The 15,302-nt window shown below is 69.0% G+C and carries 14 protein-coding genes; 8 read left to right on the plus strand and 6 right to left on the minus strand.

All coding sequences use genetic code 11. The features are described 5' to 3' along the window. Positions 1–81 precede the first annotated feature (81 nt). Entirely contained in the window at positions 82–2,421 is a 2,340-nt protein-coding gene (locus VB059_RS04840; protein WP_323420890.1) for an MEDS domain-containing protein, read from the minus strand. A gap of 293 nt (positions 2,422–2,714) precedes the next feature. On the opposite strand from VB059_RS04840, the gene VB059_RS04845 reads away from it, so the two are divergent. After that, positions 2,715–3,776 (plus strand): alcohol dehydrogenase catalytic domain-containing protein, encoded by a 1,062-nt coding sequence (locus tag VB059_RS04845; protein ID WP_323420891.1) that lies wholly within the window; start codon positions 2,715–2,717, stop codon positions 3,774–3,776. Between the two features lie 155 nt (positions 3,777–3,931). On the opposite strand, the gene VB059_RS04850 is transcribed toward VB059_RS04845, so the two are convergent. Next, a complete protein-coding gene (locus VB059_RS04850) occupies positions 3,932–4,648 on the minus strand; it encodes a Type 1 glutamine amidotransferase-like domain-containing protein (RefSeq protein ID WP_323420892.1) in 717 nt (238 codons plus the stop codon). A gap of 69 nt (positions 4,649–4,717) precedes the next feature. On the opposite strand from VB059_RS04850, the gene prfB reads away from it, so the two are divergent. The 3 genes from prfB (at position 4,718) to ftsX (ending at position 7,697) form a co-directional block, all read left to right on the plus strand. Continuing rightward, positions 4,718–5,833: a peptide chain release factor 2 gene (prfB, locus tag VB059_RS04855; RefSeq protein WP_323420893.1), complete on the plus strand. Its 1,116-nt coding sequence runs from the start codon at positions 4,718–4,720 to the stop codon at positions 5,831–5,833. Positions 5,834–6,087: 254 nt separating this feature from the next. Then, complete coding sequence (gene ftsE / locus VB059_RS04860) at positions 6,088–6,777, plus strand: cell division ATP-binding protein FtsE (RefSeq protein ID WP_323420894.1); 690 nt, start codon at positions 6,088–6,090, stop codon at positions 6,775–6,777. 11 nt (positions 6,778–6,788) lie between these two features. Then, positions 6,789–7,697 carry a permease-like cell division protein FtsX gene (ftsX, locus tag VB059_RS04865; protein ID WP_323420895.1) on the plus strand — a complete coding sequence of 303 codons (909 nt, stop codon included), beginning with the start codon at positions 6,789–6,791 and terminating at the stop codon, positions 7,695–7,697. A 46-nt stretch (positions 7,698–7,743) separates the two neighbouring features. Here the strand turns inward: ftsX and VB059_RS04870 are convergent, their stop codons facing one another. Continuing rightward, on the minus strand, positions 7,744–8,181 hold the full coding sequence (locus VB059_RS04870; protein WP_323420896.1) for a hypothetical protein: 438 nt from the start codon (positions 8,179–8,181) through the stop codon (positions 7,744–7,746). Between VB059_RS04870 and VB059_RS04875 the strand changes: the two genes are divergently transcribed. The 4 genes from VB059_RS04875 (at position 8,174) to VB059_RS04890 (ending at position 12,400) form a co-directional block, all read left to right on the plus strand. Beyond that, complete coding sequence (locus VB059_RS04875) at positions 8,174–9,118, plus strand: M23 family metallopeptidase (protein WP_323420897.1); 945 nt, start codon at positions 8,174–8,176, stop codon at positions 9,116–9,118. The genes VB059_RS04870 and VB059_RS04875 overlap by 8 nt on opposite strands. Before the next feature lie 112 nt (positions 9,119–9,230). Next, positions 9,231–9,710 carry an SsrA-binding protein SmpB gene (smpB, locus tag VB059_RS04880; protein WP_323420898.1) on the plus strand — a complete coding sequence of 160 codons (480 nt, stop codon included), beginning with the start codon at positions 9,231–9,233 and terminating at the stop codon, positions 9,708–9,710. Next, entirely contained in the window at positions 9,707–11,617 is a 1,911-nt protein-coding gene (locus tag VB059_RS04885; RefSeq protein WP_323420899.1) for a DUF2207 domain-containing protein, read from the plus strand. The genes smpB and VB059_RS04885 overlap by 4 nt, the downstream gene beginning before the upstream one ends. A gap of 162 nt (positions 11,618–11,779) precedes the next feature. Then, positions 11,780–12,400 (plus strand): DUF1707 domain-containing protein, encoded by a 621-nt coding sequence (locus VB059_RS04890; RefSeq protein WP_323420900.1) that lies wholly within the window; start codon positions 11,780–11,782, stop codon positions 12,398–12,400. 3 nt (positions 12,401–12,403) lie between these two features. Here VB059_RS04890 and VB059_RS04895 read toward each other — a convergent pair whose 3' ends face one another. Genes VB059_RS04895 through VB059_RS04905 form a run of 3 tightly spaced genes read right to left on the minus strand, consistent with a single transcriptional unit; the run spans position 12,404 to position 15,247 of the window. Beyond that, complete coding sequence (locus tag VB059_RS04895) at positions 12,404–13,534, minus strand: LacI family DNA-binding transcriptional regulator (RefSeq protein ID WP_323420901.1); 1,131 nt, start codon at positions 13,532–13,534, stop codon at positions 12,404–12,406. A gap of 40 nt (positions 13,535–13,574) precedes the next feature. After that, positions 13,575–14,408, minus strand: a complete 834-nt coding sequence (locus tag VB059_RS04900; protein ID WP_323420902.1) for a carbohydrate ABC transporter permease — start codon at positions 14,406–14,408, stop codon at positions 13,575–13,577. Then, complete coding sequence (locus VB059_RS04905) at positions 14,405–15,247, minus strand: sugar ABC transporter permease (RefSeq protein ID WP_323420903.1); 843 nt, start codon at positions 15,245–15,247, stop codon at positions 14,405–14,407. The genes VB059_RS04900 and VB059_RS04905 overlap by 4 nt, the downstream gene beginning before the upstream one ends. Between the last annotated feature and the right edge of the window lie 55 nt (positions 15,248–15,302).

Below are 15,302 nucleotides of genomic sequence, written 5' to 3' on the forward strand. Positions count from 1 at the left end.
TTGGGACATCCAACCGCCGCAGCGGAACTCGCTGACGTGGCCACTTTCCTGGACGGCCTCGGCCTGCCCGGGGCGACCGAGCTAGGGCGACACGGTCTTCGTAGCTGTCTGCCGTGGCCCGGCGGCGTTCAGCCGTAGCGTCTGCCAGGCCCGGGTGGCCAGCTGCAGATTGAAGCGGGTGTCGGGATCGGCCAGGTCATGCCCGGACACCTGTCGGATGCGCTGCAGTCGGTACCGCAGTGTGCTGCGGCCGATGGACATGGCGGTGGCGGCCGAATCGTAGCTGCCCCCGGTCTCCAGGAACTGGCTCAGGGTCAGCACCAGCGAGGCACGGTGATGGGTGTCGTAGTCGAGGAGTGCGCCGAGCCATTGTCGGATGAACCGCGGCACCGCGTCGGCGTCGGTGACCTCCGACAGCAGTTGGTAGATGCCGAGATCCTCGTAGACGGCGATGCCGTCAGAACCGCCGGTGGTCCTCACCATCCGCGTGCACAGCTCAGCCTGGTGGTGGGAGCGGGCGAAATCCGCCGGGCGCCGGCACACCGAGCCGACACCGATCAGGCACCGGGAGCCGAGCTCGCGCTGCACCGCCGCTCGGAAGTCGGACCAACGGTCGCCACCACCGCGGACGGAGCCGGCGACCAACAGCACAACGGTCCCCGCTCGGGGCAGGTACATCAGGGAAGCGCCGGGCGTCAGGGAGGCACCGAGGCTGCGGGCGGCCTCGCGGACCGCCGTCAGCAGCTCATCGGCATCGGAGGGGCCCGGCTGCTCGATGATCACCACGCGGTGAGGGCGGTCGAGGTCATAGCCCAGGGCTCGCGCCCGCGCCGACCCGGCCTCGGGGTCGCCACCGACCAGGTCGGCCACGACGTCCCTGCCCAGCCGCAGCTCAGTGTCGGCCACCGAGCGCTGCCGGGCCAGTTCCATCGCCAGGACGGTGGCGCCGTGTTCCAACGCCATGATCTCCGGCTCGCCCGCCGTACGGTCGGGATCGAGCAGCACCAGGACGCCGAGCACATCGGCGCGCGGACGGGCCACCGCGAGAAGTCGGCCGTCGACGCGGATGGGACGGGCCTTCGTCGGGGCCCGGCCGAAGAGGTCGGCCCGCTCGGCGGCCGAGGTCAGGGCATCGGAAGGCGGCTGCTCGCCGCCGGCCCAGGCGACGAGGTTGCCGTGGCGATCCTCGACGGCGGCGGCGAGTCCGGTCAGGTCGGACAGCGCCTCGACGATCCCCTGCTGGCCTTCGTCTCCGGTCGCGACCCGGGTGAACCGGTCGTGGATGGCGTTGCGGTGCTCCAGCTCACCCACGGTACGGGCGAGCTGTGCGACGGTGGCACGCAGGTCATCGGTCGCCGCCTGCCGTCGCCGGTGCAGGCGGGCATTCGCCAGCGCCGCACCGGTCTGCTGGGCCAGCGTCCGGGCCATCAGCAGCTCGGCCGCCGACGGCTCCTCGTCCGCGGTGATCACCATGTGGCCGATCACGCCCTCGGCCCCGTGCAGTGGCAAGGCCATCGTCCCCGCGGTGCGGGGCGGCGGGACGGGCGAGAGGGGCGCTCCGCGGTCACCGCCGGGCAGCTGCCGGCGGATCCCGACCGGCAGGCCGTGGCCCGGGGGACCGCTGTCCTCATCGACGTACACACCCTCGAGTCGGCACCGGCCCAGCAGCGGAGCCGCAGTCATCGCGAGGGAGACGATCTCGTCCTCGCGCTGTCGTGCGGTCATCACCATGGACAGGGCCAGCAGTCCGCGCAGCTCCGAGAGCTGGTCCCGGAGCTCCGGATCCGGTCTTCGGGCATCCGACGTCTTCGTGGTCACCTCCCGGGCGGCGAACTCGTCCCCGGTGAGGAAATGGGGGTTCTCCATCACCATCCCGTTGAGGGCGATCCGCGGATGGGTCCTGAGCAGATCCACCATCAGGCCGACACCGACCCTGCTCAGGTCGTAGAGGCACAGGATCGAATGGGAGTGCTGCGCCGCGAACCCATCGGCCCACGTCTCGTACGCCACCACCGCCTCGCGGGGTGGCGCGACCCGATCCAGCCAGGACATCTCCCCGACCAGCCTGGTGGAGCCGTACGTGCCGGCGTCGGTGATGGTGCGGCAGGACTGCTCCCAGAAGTCGATCATCGACGCCGCTGAGAACTCTCCGGTCCGTAGGTACGTGTCGGCGCACCCCCAGATCTCCAGCTGCCGTGAGCGCAGGCAGGCCTCGACATCGACATCGTCGCCGATCAGGGTCGCGACCTGTGCCGGTGAGGTCGCATCCAGCACGGCCAGGCATTTGTCACCCCCACCGAGTCCGGTTCGCAGGTAGGACTGCAGCAGGGCATCCCGCTCCTGCTCGCCGTAGTAGAAACCGCAGACGTGGTCACCCGGGACGATGTCGGGGCCCGTACGCCCCAGCTCTCGGTCGGCCATGGCACTCCTCTCGGGACCGGACGGCGTCCGGACCCGGAGGGTTGTCCCGGGGGCCGGCGGCGTCGCTCATCGATGTCGTGACGAAAATCACACCTCGCCACGGTAGGTCACTGGCCTTCGCGGGGTCAGCCGGTCGGTCAATTTCGCCCTGACGGGGCATGGTGCTGTGCCCGGGTGGCCATGGATGCTGTGACGACTCAAGGCATGACGAGCCGAGACATGACGAGCCGAGACATGACGACTCGAAGCAGTGAGAACCCGAAGCAGTGACACCGAAGGATGAGGAGCAGCAGATGCGGGCAGTTGTGTACCACGGGGCCGGGGACGTCCGGGTGGAGGACGTGGCCGATCCGACCATCTGTGACCCGAACGACGTGATCGTCAGGACGATCACCACCTCGATGTGCGGGTCGGACCTCTACCTGTTCAACGGTGAGGTCGACCACATGGTGGCCCCCGGCCGCACCACGCTGGGACACGAGATCTGCGCCGAGGTCGTGGAGGTGGGGTCGAACGTCGGGAGGTTCCGCGTCGGGGACCGGGTCACCTTCCCGTACTCGGTCAGTTGTGGCCGGTGCGCAACCTGCCGGATGGGCCAGACGGCGCACTGCGAGACCTCGGGGAAGGCGATCTACGGCTTCGGTGTCGCCTTCGGTGATCTCGGTGGCAGCCATGCCGAGTACGTCCGCGTGCCGCTGGCTGACGGCCACCTCGAGCACGTGCCGGAGGGGATCGACGACGAGTCGGCGCTGTTCCTGTCCTGCAACCTGCCCGGGGCGATGATCGCCGTCGATTCGGCCGACATCAGGCCGACCGACACCGTCGCGGTGATCGGGGCCGGCCCGACCGGCCAACTGGCGTTACAGCTGGCCCGCAGCCGGACCGGTCGTACGATCCTCGCCCTGGACCGGGTCCCCGATCGCCTGGCCACCGCGCGGCGGCTCGGTGCGCAGCCGGTCGACGTGGAACACGACGACGTGGCCGCGATCGTGGCGGAGGCCACCGAGGGACGTGGTGTCGACAAGGTGATCGAGTTCGCCGGCCGAGGCGCCGCCTTCAACCAGGCCGTTGCCATCACCCGTCCCGGGGGTGTGATCTGCGGGGGCGGCGTGCACCTCGAGCAGGATTTCGGCGTCTCCCTGTTCGATCTCTACTTCAAGAACCTCCAGCTGCGGCTCAACGGCTTCGCCAATGCCGCCACCGCGATGTGGGAGGCCGGCCGGCTGATCACCACCGGCGTGATCGCCCCGCGCTCGGTGGTCTCGCACCGGGTCACACTCGACGAGGTCCCGACCGCGGCGAAGGCGTTCGCCGCCCGTGAGGACGGCTTCAACAAGATGGTGATCAGGCCCTGAGTCCGCAGGGACATCGATACCCCGGCAGCACCGACGCTCCTCAGGATCGATGCCGCTCGGGATCGAGATCCTGAAGCATCGGGGATGCAACGGCCGGTGGTCGGGAGGCATCTGTGCCTTCCGACCACCGGCCGGATCGCGTCGGGGAGATCAGGTCAGAGCACGCGCATCCGCTCGGCGTTGATGTAGACGCCGGAGGAGGTGGGCTCCTCGGTGCCCTCCACGCGGTAGACCTTGGCCTCGGTGTCCTCGGCGAGGAACGCCTTCGGCTTGCCGTCGACCCAGTGGATCGCCGCACCGTCGTCGACGCCGTAGCCGCTGGGCAGCGACCCCTCACCGATCGCCTCGGCGAAGATCGGCGCCCGCTCGTCCTCGGAGTGGTAGTGCGAGCAGAACGAGCCGGGCAGCACGCCGAGTCCGCCCTTCCAGGCCATGATCGGGCCGAAGGAATCCGTGGTGCAGCCCTCGAAGAAGGCTCCACCACCGGCGGCGTAGCCGGCGATGACGACGTCGCGACCCGACTCGATGATCCGCCGCAGCCGGGTGGACACCCCGTGCGCGTCCCAGAGCGCGATCAGGTTCACCGTCAGGCCACCGCCCACCACGATGACGTCGGCCTCGTCGAGGCGCGCCACCGAGCGGGCCGCGTCGTGCCACAACGTGGCCACCAGGGGCCGGATGCCGAGGGCGCCGTAGGCGGTCAGGAATCGGTTGATGTAGCGGGGGTCGTCGGCCGATGCGGTGGGGAGGAAGCCGACCACCGGGTTCGGCTTGCCCGCCAGGTCCACCACGTACTTGTCCAGCTTCGTTGCTGCACCAGTGGGCGACGTGGAGAAGCCCCCGCCCCCCATGGTCACGATGTGAGTCGTCATGGGGTCAGCTTCTCATGTACGCGGCTCGCCGGGGGCGCCGGACGTGCCGCCGTTATACACTTCACCTTCGTGGCAGCCGAAGACATCAACGAGACCATCGCCGACCTCGAGCACGCCCTCGGGCAGATCGAAGCGGTGTCCGATCCGGCGGCCATGCAGGTCGAGATCACCCAGCTGGAGGAGCAGGTGTCGGCCCCCGACCTGTGGGACGACCAGGACAACGCGCAGCGGGTGACGTCTCGCCTGTCGGCACTCCAGGCCGAGGTGAAGCGGCTCACCGACCTGCGCCAGCGACTCGAGGACCTCCAGGTGATGGTCGAGCTGGCCGTCGAGGAGAACGACGACTCGGTGCTCGAGGACGCGCACAAGGAGGCCGGGGCGCTGCGCGAGACCCTCGACGCGCTCGAGGTGCGCACGCTGCTGTCCGGTGAGTACGACGAGCGCGACGCCGTCGTGACGATCCGCTCCGAGGCCGGTGGTGTCGACGCCGCGGACTTCGCCGAGATGCTGATGCGGATGTATCTGCGCTGGTGCGAGCGGCACGGCTACCCGACCGAGGTCTACGACATCTCCTACGCCGAGGAGGCGGGGATCAAGTCCGCCACCTTCCAGGTCCGCGCCCCGTACGCGTACGGCACCCTCTCGGTCGAGCAGGGCACCCACCGGCTGGTGCGCATCTCACCGTTCGACAACCAGGGTCGTCGGCAGACGTCCTTCGCCGGGGTCGAGGTGCTGCCGGTGGTGGAGGAGACCGACCACATCGACATCCCCGAGCAGGACATCCGGGTCGACGTCTTCCGTTCCTCCGGCCCCGGCGGACAGTCGGTCAACACCACCGACTCCGCCGTCCGGATCACCCACCTGCCGACCGGCCTGGTGGTCTCCTGCCAGAACGAGAAGTCGCAGATCCAGAACAAGGCGGCCGCCCTGCGCGTGCTGCAGGCCCGCCTGCTGGAGAAGGCCCGCAAGGACCGCGAGGCCGAGATGAACGCCCTGAAGGGCGACGGCGGCAATTCCTGGGGCTCGCAGATGCGCTCGTACGTCCTGCACCCCTACCAGATGGTCAAGGACCTGCGGACCGACCACGAGGTGGGCAACCCCGATGCCGTGTTCGACGGCGACATCGACGGCTTCATCGACGCCGGGATCCGCTGGCGCAAGCAGCAGGAGCAGCTGACCGCCTGAGCCGCGGAACCACGGGCGACCGATCGCCCGAGCTGCCGATCGCCCGAGTGGTGTCCACCTGGGAAGCTGTCCACCCGGGGAAGTCATCACCTGAGCAGGTGAGCGTCCGGGCAATCGCCAGCCGGGTCGGCCGACCGGTGGGGGCGCGGGCGTGACGCGCCGGGCGTGGACGGTTGCGGGGGAGGCGCGTCATGCGGGGTTAGGCTCGGCCGCGGGCCACCCTTCCCCCTGTCTCCCAGCCCGGCCCGCCTCCCATGATTCGTTTTGACAACGTCAGCAAGAAGTACCCGGGTCAGGCGCGCGCGGCCCTGAGGAACATCACCCTCGACATCGACGCGGGCGAGTTCGTCTTCCTGGTCGGCCGGTCCGGCTCCGGGAAATCGACCTTCGTCCGATTGGTCCTGCGCGAGCTGCGACCGACCCGCGGTGCGGTCTACGTCGATGGGCGGGACACCTCCGCCCTGCCCTCCTGGCGGGTGCCGAAGCTGCGCCGCCGGATCGGCACGGTCTTCCAGGACTTCCGGCTGCTGCCGGGCAAGACGGTCCAGGAGAACGTCGCCTTCGCCCTGCAGGTGACCGGCTATTCCCGGCGCGACATCCGCACCCTGGTGCCGGAGGCACTGGAGATGGTCGGCCTCGCCGACAAGGGGGAGCGGCTGACTGACGAGCTGTCCGGCGGCGAGCAGCAGCGGGTCGCCATCGCCCGCGCGGTGGTGAACAAGCCGAAGATCCTGATCGCCGACGAGCCGACCGGCAACCTCGACCCCACTACCAGCGTCGGCATCATGAAGGTCCTCGACCGGATCAACCGGCTCGGCGCCACTGTCGTGATGGCCACCCACGACTCGACCATCGTCGACCAGATGCGCAAACGTGTGATCGAGCTCGATGACGGCGACCTGGTCCGCGACCAGGGCAAGGGCACCTACGGGTACCAGGCCTGAGGAGGACCAGCATGCGATTCCGCCACACCCTGTCCGAGACCTTCTCCGGTGTCCGCCACAACGCCTCGATGATGGTCGCGATCATCGTCACCATGTGGGTGTCGTTGACCCTGTTCGGTGGCAGTCTGCTCGCCGCCCAGCAGATCCAGCTGATGAAGGGCCGTTGGTACGACAAGGTCGAGATCTCGATCTTCCTCTGCACCAAGGACACCAGCGGCAGCAACTGCACATCCGGCCAGGACGTCACCCCCGCGCAGGTGGCCACGATCGAGCAGACGCTCCGCTCCGACCCGGAGGTCAAGGAGGTCTTCCACGAAACCAAGCAGCAGGCGTACGACGACTTCATCGCCAGTTATCGCAACAGCCCGCTCAAGGACTCCCTCACCGTCGATCAGATGCAGGAATCCTTCCGCGTCAAACTGGTCGATCCCGAGCAGTACCGTACGGTGGTGACAGCGGTCTCCGCGATGCCCGGCGTCCAGAATGTGCAGGATCTGCGGGAGATATTCGATCCGTTGTTCCAATGGTTGCGGACCGCTCAATGGCTGGCACTGGGCACCAGTGCGCTGCTGCTGCTGGCCGCCGGACTGCAGATCAGCAACACCATCAGACTCGCTGTTTTCGCCCGCCGCCGGGAGATCGGCATCATGCGCCTGGTCGGTGCGTCGAACTCCTACATCACGCTGCCGTTCGTGCTGGAGACGCTCATCGCCGGCATCGCAGGAGCACTCCTGGCGGGAGTGACACTCGTCACCGGCGTCTATTCCCTGATCATCCGAAAAGCTGAAGTCTCGATACAGACTTTGCCCTGGATCGGCTGGCAGGAAACGGTGATCGCGGTCTCGGGGCTTGCCATTGTGGCGATTCTGCTCTCTATTATTCCGACATTGATGGCAACCACCAAGTATCTGCGCGTGTGATGGGGCGCCGCGCGCCGAGGACAGGGGACTGACAGTGACCACGCCTTCACATGCCCGGGGATGGGGCCTCCGTTTCGCGTCCGCCGGCATGGTCGTCGCCCTGGGACTGGGGTGCGCGATCCCGGCCTCCGCCGATCAGCTCGACGACCGCAAACAACAGCTGACCGGTCAGCTGGCTGACGCGAACGACGCCCTGGGGGAGTCCAGCAAGGCCCTCGAGGACGCCCTGGCCACCCTGAAGTCGTCGCAGACCGACCTCGCCTCGGCCCAGGCCGCACTGCGGGCCACCCAGGACAAGGTGACCGCCGCCAAGGCGGAGGACGCCCGGCTGGCCGAGGAGCTCCGGAAGTCCCAGGCGGCGCTGGACGATGCGACCGCCGCGGTCGAGGCCGGCCAGCAGGCCATCGCCGCGCAGCGCTCGACGATCCGGCGAGATCGCCCGCCAGCAGGTCCAGCAGCAGCACAATCTGATGGGCGTGGCCATCCTGGTCCAGCAGGGCTCCGCGAGCGGACTGCAGACCCGGATCCAGCTGTCCACCACGATGATGGAGACCAACGCCGCCCAGCTGGACCGGCTGAACGAGCTGCAGGCCCGGCTGGAGCAGGCGAAGGCCACCCAGGCCGCCGCCACCGCCAAGGTCGCCGCCGACCGGGCCGCCGCCGCCCAGGTGGTGGTCTCGCTGAACACTCTCCAGGCCGCCCAGAGCGACCAGCAGGCGAAGCTGGCCGCCGCAGTGGCGGCGAACCAGTCCGCCCAGACCGCGGCCCAGACCGAGGTCGCGAAGGACACCCAGGCCTACCAGGGACTCTCCTCGGAGCGCGACAAGGTCAATGCCGATATCGCCGCCCGGGACGAAGCGGCCCGCAAGGCCGCCGCGGCCCAGGCCGAGGCCGATCGCAAGGCCCGCGAAGCCGCTGCCGCCCGGGCCGCCGCCTCCACCGGCAGCGGTGGCTCGGGCAGCAACGCGAGCGCCGGCAGCAAGACCGGCTCGTCGGGCGCCACCTCGAGCAACAAGGTGTCGTCCGCCGGCCTCGCCTCGCCGATCCCCGGTGCCCCGATCACCTCGTCGTACGGCATGCGGGTGCACCCCATCACCGGGGTCTACAAGCTGCACGACGGCACCGACTTCGGCGCCGGCTGCGGCACCCCGATCCGCGCCGCCGCTTCCGGTCGGGTGACCCAGCGGTACTACAACGCCGGCTACGGCAACCGGCTCTTCCTGGACCACGGCTCGCTCAACGGGACCCGCACCGTCACGTCGTACAACCACCTGTCCAGCTACGCCGTCTCGGTCGGTCAGTGGGTCAACCAGGGCCAGGTGATCGGCTATGTCGGCAGCACCGGGTACGCCACCGGCTGCCACCTGCACTTCATGGTGTGGCGCAACGGCACGATGGTGAACCCGGCGACGGCCCTCTGACCCCCTCCTCCCCTGACGAGGGTCCTCCGGGACCTCCCAGATACAGCACGGCACGACCGGCGGTGCCCCGTCCATGCGGGGCACCGCTTGTCGCTTCTGGGATGATGGGCCCATGGTGAAGGAGACGGGGACGAAACTTGTGGCGCAGAACAAGAAGGCGCGCCACGACTACACGATCCACGAGACGTACGAGGCCGGGATCGTCCTGCAGGGCACCGAGGTCAAGTCGCTGCGCGAGGGGCACGCCTCGTTGGTCGACTCCTTCGCGACCGTCGACGACGGCGAGGTCTGGCTGCGTCAGGCGATGATCCCCGAGTACAGCCATGGGACGTGGACCAACCACTCCGCCCGGCGCACCCGCAAGCTGTTGCTCAACCGCAAGGAGATCGGCCGTCTGGAGCGTGACCTCGGCGCGGCGGGCACCACCCTGGTCCCGCTGAAGATCTACTTCAAGGACGGCTACGCCAAGGTGGAGATCGGCGTCGCCACCGGCAAGCGGGAGTACGACAAGCGCCAGGCGCTGGCCGAGCGCGACGCCCGCCGCGAGACCGACCGCGCCCTCGCGGCCCGCCAGAAGGGGCGTCGGCGATGATCGCCCCCACGATCGACCGACGCTGCGGCCGCCGGCTGTCGGTCCCACGCCGTGGCCGTCTGCTGTCCGCTCTGGCGGCCGTGATCGCCGTCCTGGTCGTCGTCGCCCCATTCCTCCTCGGCACGCCCGCCCGCGCAGCCGCCGGCGACAGCATCGATTCGTACGCCCTCGACTACGTGGTCCACGACAACGGGACGGTGGCGGTCACCGAGCGCCTGGTCTACCGCTTCGGCAGCTCCTCGGGGCGCCACGGCATCCAGCGCCAGCTCGTCACCCGTGAGCCCGAGAAGAACGACACCGCCCACGACATCGCCTACACCTACAGCGACATCCGGGTCAGCAGTCCGGACGCGCCGGCGCAGTTCAGCACCTCCACCGTGAGCTCGCCGTCGGACCCTCGCCGCGAGGATCTGCTGATCCGGGTCGGTGACCCGAACCAGGCGGTCACCTCCGCCACCGCGACGTACCAGCTGAGCTACACCATCACCGGTGGGATGCGCAGCCAGCAGGGCTACGACGAGTTCTACTGGGACGCCGTGGGCACCGGCTGGACGAACACCACGCTCAACGACGTCACGGTGAGCATCACCGTGCCCGGCGGCGCCACCGACAGGGCCTGCTACGCCGGCGGCTCGCAGAGCAACACCCCCTGCGACAGCCTGAGCCTCGACTCCGGGGTGGTGCACGCCGGTCAGCACACCCTCGCCCCCGGCCAGGGGATGACCGTCTCGGCACAGATCCGTTCCGGACTGGTCAGCGACAACAAGCCGCACCTGGTGCCCAGCGCCACCGTCCAGCAGCGGCGCGTGGCGGCGACGGTCGGCGGGGCCACGGTGCTCGTGACGGCTCTTTCCGCCCTGGTCGGCGCCCGGGTCGTACGTTCCCGCCGCGACCTGCGCTTCCTCGACCTGCCCCCGGGGGTGCTGCCCCCGTCCGGCGTGGAGGGCCGGATCGGGGCCTCCCCGCGGGATCTGAAGGTGCCGGTGGCGTTCGCCCCGCCGGCCATCACCGTGGCCGAGGCGGGCTACCTGCTCGACGGCAGGCTCGAGACCCGGGAGACCGCCGCCACCCTGATCGACCTCGCCGTCCGTGGGGCCCTGACAGTGTCCGGCGACGACCGTCTCGGCTACCGGATCACCCTGGTGGACCCGCGTCGGGCCGGCGCACCGCACGAGACGGTGCTGCTGCAGTCGCTGTTCGGCGGCCAGGGCCCGGGGGCCACAGTGGACCTCGGAGCACCCGGCGGGATGACCGCCGCCCACGACCGGATGGTCGCCGACGTCCGCCGCGAGGTGGCCGGTCGGGGCTGGTTCGCCCACCTGCCGGGGGTCCGCGGTGGCGGGGTACACGTCAGCGGCTTCGGCCGGGGCTGGCTGATCCTCGCCGTGGTCGGTGCGTTCGTCGGCTCGGCCGGCGGTGTGGGCCGGCTGCTCTTCCTGCTGCCGGTGCTGCCGGTGGTGATCGCGGCGATGGTGGTCCGCAACCGGCTGCGCCGCGGGCAACGGACCCCGCAGGGCCGGGCGGTCACCGACCAGGTCGAGGGGTTCCGGGAGTACCTGGCGACGGCCGAGGCCGACCAGATCCGGTTCGAGGAGGGCGAGGACATCTTCTCGCGCTACTTGCCGTGGGCGATCAGCTTCGACCTCGCCTACCGCTGGGCCCGGATCTGTCAGGACATGGTGGCCGCCGGCCGGCTGCCCGAGGTCCATCCGGTCTGGTACGTGGGCCAGTTCTATCTGCCGAACTTCTCCTGGATCGGATTCTCCGACGCGGTCGCCTCGACCGTCGCCCCGCTGCCCCCGGTCTCCAGCGGGGACACCGGCTTCGGCAGCGGCGGATCCGCCTTCGGTGGCGGTGGCGGATTCGTCGGTGGTGGCGGCGGTGGCGGTGGTGGCGGCTCCTGGTGAGCGGTCCGTTGGCGTCCGGTGAACAGGCCGGGCGGCAGCCGGTGAGCAGCCCGGACGGCGTTTGGTGAGCGGCCCGGGCAGCGTCCCTGAGCCCCTCGTCAGGGAGTTTTTCAGGGCTGCACCCCATTGGGGGCCGTTGGGCCGAGGTGGCATCGTGGAGACATGACCCCGGCGTACGAACACCCCAGCCTCAACCTCCTCGTCTCCGACGAGCAGCGGGACCGCGCGGTCGACTGGCTGCAACGTGCCTACGCCGACGGCCGACTGACCGAGGTCGAGCTCGACCAACGGCTCGATCAGGTCTTCGCGGCCCGTACCCGCAAGGACCTCAACCTCGCCTTCTACGGGCTGGTCCAGCCCACGTCCACCTCACAGGCATTGGGGACGCATCCGGCGTACGCACCGTTGGTGAGCCCGCAGGTGCGCGACGGCGCCGGACGGGGGATCGCCGCCTTCAGCCATTTCTCGGCGCTGGTCACCTGGATCTTCGGCCCGCTGATCGGCTACATGGTGGCGCCGGTCGGCTCGGAGGCCAAGCGGCAGGCCGCTGCCGCTTTCGACTTCACCCTGATCAGCACCGGCGGGATGATCGCCGGCGGCATCCTCTCCGAGATCTGGAACCCGCTGGGGATCATCGCAGGCATCTCGGCGCTCGCCTGGTTCCTGCTCACCATCGTCGGCGGCGCCAAGGCCGCGGCAGGGGAGGCCTGGGAGAACCCGGTGCTCAAGCTCATCCCGGTGCGCATCCTGTCCAAGCCCCAGCCGCGGGCGCTCGGACGCTGATGCTCAGGACCGCGAGCGAGCGGATGACGGCCCCGGGGGAGTGGTCGATGTCGACTCCGGGGTCGTGGTCGACATCCCGGGGGAAGCAGTTGATTCCGCGTCGACGAGTTCACCGCGGATCCACAGCTGTTCGGTGGCGTGGCCGGGCTGGGCGATGGCACTGAGCAGGACCCGGGCCGTGGCCCGGGCGATCTCCTCCAGCGGCTGGCGTACGGTCGTCAGGCTGGGGATGGCGTACTGGGCGATGTCGAGGCCGTCGAAGCCGGTCAGCGAGCAGTCGGTGGGCACCCGGATGCCCGCCTCGTGCAGGGCCCGGCCGGCACCGATCGCCACCGCGTCGCACATGCCCATGATCGCGGTGGCGTCGAACGCGCCGGCCGCGAGCCACTCCTGGGTCGAGCGGTAGCCGTTGGCCATGGTGTACAGCGCCTGCGGCGCCACCGAATCGATCTGCAGCGCCGGATCGACCTCCAGCCCGGCCTCCTCCAACGCGCTGCGGTAGCCCGAGTAGCGCAACGCCCACGGGTGCTGGCGGTTGTCCACGCTGCCGCCGCCGACGAAGGCGATCCTGCGGTGGCCCAGGGCGAGCAGGCGGCGAGTGAGCTCGTAGCTGCCGGAGTAGTCGTCCACCGACACCGAGGAGTGCAGGGACGGGGAGCCGGAGAAGTCGGCCGTGGTGCAGAAGACCAGGGGCACCTCGATATGAGCCAGGTCACGGCTCAACTCGGCGGCGTTCCCGTCGGCCTGGTCGCCGTAGCGGCCCAGCAGGATCACCCCACCGAACTTGCGCTCGGTGACGATCCGCTCCACCGTGCCGGCATGGGCGGCCCGGTCCGAGACGTGGGAGAGCATCACGTCATAGCCCTGCACACCGAGGGTGCTCTCCAGCAGGCCGAGCACCTGGACCAGCAACGGGCTGGTCTCGCCCTGGATGATCACCGCGATCGCCCGGGTGGAGGAGACCTTGAGGCTGCGAGCGCTGGTGTTCGGCACGTAGCCGTACTCCTCGGCCGCGGCGAGGATCCGTGTCCGGGTGTCCGGGTTGACATCCGAACGGTCGTTCATCGCCCGCGACACGGTGCTCACGGCGACGCCGCAGAGCTCAGCCAGCTCCTTGATGGTGATGCCTGCCATCGTCGCTCCTCCTCGCTCCTCCGCCCGGTGTGGCCGTCGGTCAGCCCTTGACCGCTCCGGCGACCACGCCACGGATGATGTGGCGCTGCGCGGCCAGGTAGAACACGACGATCGGAATCATCGCCAGTACCAGCACACCCATCATGGCTCCCATGTCCACGGAACCGTATCCGCCCCTCAGATACTGGACGGCGATCGGGATGGTCTTGTACCGCTTCAGGTCGAGGGTGAGGTAGGGCAGCAGGTAGTCGTTCCACAGCCACATCACCTCGAGGATCCCGACGGTGATCACCGCAGGCTTCATCACCGGCAGGATCACCCGGAAGAAGGTCTGCACCGGCCCGCATCCGTCGACCACCGCGGCTTCTTCCAGTTCGGTCGGGATCGCCTTCACGAACCCGGTGAAGATGAAGACCGCCAGGCCGGCGCCGAACCCCAGATAGACCAGCCACAGGCCGAACGGGTTACCGAGGTGCAGCAGGTCGGTGAACCACGAGAGCGTGAACATCACCATCTGGAAGGGGACGACGAGGTTGAACAGGAACGAGGAGTAGAGCGCCCGGGCGAAGGTGTTGTCCATCCGGACGATCCACCAGGCGCACATCGAGGTGCACAGCAGGATCAGCGACGCCGATCCGATGGTGATGACCAGCGACCAGCCGAACGAGGCGAAGAAGTTGGTCGCCTCGACGCCGCGTACGTAATTCTCCCAGCCGACGAACGTCTCCTTGGTCGGCAGGACGAACGGATTGCTGGAGATGAAGACCTTCCCCTTGAAGGAGTTGATCAGCACCAGCACGATGGGGTAGACCCAGGCCAGCGACAGCAGGGCGAAGAACCCGGTCCAGATCCACGGACGACGTGTGTCGTTCATGCCTTGGCCTCCCGTCGGCGTGTGTACCAGTTCTGCAGCAGGGTGATGGTGGCGACGATGAGCAGGAAGATGACGGCCTTGGCCTGGCCGACGCCCTCGAATCCGGGCCGCCCGTAGAACGTGTTGTAGATGTTGAGGGCGAGCAACTCCGACAGCCGCGAGGGTGCGCCGTTGGTGAGCGCCAGGTTCTGGTCGAACATCTTGAACCCGTTGGTGAGGGTGAGGAAGGTGCACACCGTGATGGAGGGCATCACCAGCGGGATGGTGATCTGCCACAGGATCGTACGGTTCTTGGCGCCGTCCACCTGCGCCGCCTCGAGGACATCGGTGGGGATGGACTGCAGGCCGGCGATGTAGATCACCATCATGTAGCCGATCTGCTGCCAGCACAGCAGGACGACCATGCCCCAGAAGCCGTACACCTCGGAGAAGGTGATCGACCGGGCCCACATGCCCAGCACACCGTTGAGCAGCAGCAGCCAGATGTAGCCGAGCACGATGCCGCCGATGAGGTTGGGCATGAAGAAGACGGATCGGAAGAAGTTGGTGCCGCGGAAGCCCTTCACCAGCATGTACGCGACCGCGAAGGCGGCCACGTTGACGATCACCGTGGTGACCACCGTGAAGGCGGACGTGTACCACAGCGAATGCAGGAAGGTGCTGTCGTCGAAGACCCGACGGAAGTTGTCGAGGCCGACCCAGGTGGCCCGGGTGACCGTGGTGAACCTCGTGAAGGACAGGTAGACGCCCATGACGAAGGGGATGACGAAGCCGATCATGAAGGCGGCGAGCGTCGGTCCGGTGAACAGCCACCCCCAACGGCGCAGAGACTTTTTCATGGAGATTTTCCTCCGCTAGCCGGCGGTGGGGGGGGGGGGGGGGGGGGGGGGGGGG

The sequence above is a fragment of the Raineyella sp. genome, assembly GCF_034933565.1.
Taxonomy (GTDB): domain Bacteria; phylum Actinomycetota; class Actinomycetes; order Propionibacteriales; family Propionibacteriaceae; genus Raineyella.